This window comes from Mycobacterium sp. (genome assembly GCF_049281135.1).
GTDB lineage: Bacteria > Actinomycetota > Actinomycetes > Mycobacteriales > Mycobacteriaceae > Mycobacterium.
In genome coordinates this window covers 1-1,675 of record NZ_JBAPRN010000684.1, presented here as the reverse complement: position 1 = coordinate 1,675, position 1,675 = coordinate 1, and the positions used below count along the sequence as shown (strand labels likewise).

Here is a 1,675-nt window from a genome sequence, read left to right as displayed (position 1 = left end):
ATGCACCGTTTGCGCGACGCGGGCAATACCCTCGTGGTGGTGGAGCACGACCCGTCGGTCATGTTGGCTGCCGACCGGTTGATCGATATGGGACCGGGGCCGGGCGAGCGTGGCGGCGCCATCGTTTATGACGGCCTGCCGCAAGACATCGAGCATAGCGATACCTTGACGGGCGCCTATCTTGGCGGGCGCAAGCACGTCGCGGATGCATCGAACTGGGTCCGCCGCCCGGTGGATGCGAATACGCCCCGCTTGGTGCTGGAAGGTGCTACCGAGCACAATTTGCGTGATGTGACCGTCGAGGTGCCTTTGCAGCGCCTCGTCTGCGTGACGGGCGTCTCGGGTTCGGGCAAGTCCACGCTCATTCAGGATGTCCTGGCCCCGGCGCTGGCGCGACATTTTGGCAAGACCAGCGAATCACCTGGTAGTTTCCGCGCATTGCAGGGAGCAGAGTTGCTCGGCGATGTCGTTTTCGTTGACCAGTCGCCTATTGGTCGGACGGCGCGATCGAACCCGGCCAGTTATGTCGGCGCTTTCGATGAGATCCGCAAGTTATTCGCCAAGGCGCCTTTAGCGGCACAACGCGGCTATGGGCCGGGCATGTTCAGCTTTAATTCGGGCGACGGACGTTGTCCGACGTGTGGGGGCTCCGGTTTCGAGCACGTCGAGATGCAGTTTCTCAGCGATGTCTATCTACGATGCCCCGATTGCGATGGTCGGCGGTATCGCGCGGAGCTGCTGGACGTCAAGATCGACCGCACGATAGCGCTGGCAACAGGTGAGGCGATAGAGACGCCCACTGAGGCGGCCACCGCCGACATTGTCAAGACTTTGGCCAAAGGGAAGGCGGTTGCTTCGTCGACAGCACTGACGCCGGCCGTAACGCGCACGCTGTCACTCAGCATTGCCGATGTACTGGAGCTGACCGTCAGCGAGGCGGTTGCGGTCTTTGCCAACGACGCGGCTGTGCTGCGGGTGTTGCAACCGATCATCGAGGTGGGGCTGGACTATGTCCGTTTAGGTCAGCCGGTACCCACGCTCTCGGGTGGCGAGGCGCAGCGACTGAAGTTGGCGGGATTTCTGGCGGAAACGGCGGGCGATGTCGGCAAAGCCAAGGTTGTGCAACGGCTCTTCATGTTCGACGAGCCCACCACCGGCCTGCATTTCGACGATATCGCCAAGCTGATGCAGGCACTGCGACGCTTGCTTGAGCGCGGCCATTCCTTGATCGTCATCGAACACAATCTGGATGTGATCCGCGCGGCGGACTGGATCATCGATCTCGGTCCGGAAGGCGGGGATGCGGGCGGCGAACTCGTTTGCGCCGGTACGCCCGAGGACCTCAAGGCCTGCACGCATTCGCACACGGGCCAGGCACTGCTGGCCTATGGCGCCGCTATGGCACCTGGTGCGGCGGCTGCGGCAGCTGCCGCGCGCGCGGAAGGCGTGCCCTTGCAATTGGCGGCGGAAGTCGCCAGGGCCCGTCGTGCCTTGCAAGGCGAGGATGTGGTCCGGATCGTCAACGCCCGTGAACACAATTTGAAGTCGCTGGATGTGGATATCCCACACGGCAAGTTCAATGTCATTACTGGCGTTTCAGGGTCGGGAAAATCGACGCTCGCCTTCGATATCTTGTTCCATGAAGGCCAGCGCCGTTATCTGGAGTCCCTGAATG

The 1,675-nt window shown here is 62.2% G+C and carries 1 pseudogene; it reads left to right on the top strand.

Annotation, left to right across the window (positions count from 1 at the left end):
- Positions 1-39: 39 nt before the first annotated feature.
- Positions 40-1,675, top strand: a pseudogene (locus tag WAN02_RS27560) (hypothetical protein); the annotation flags it as partial.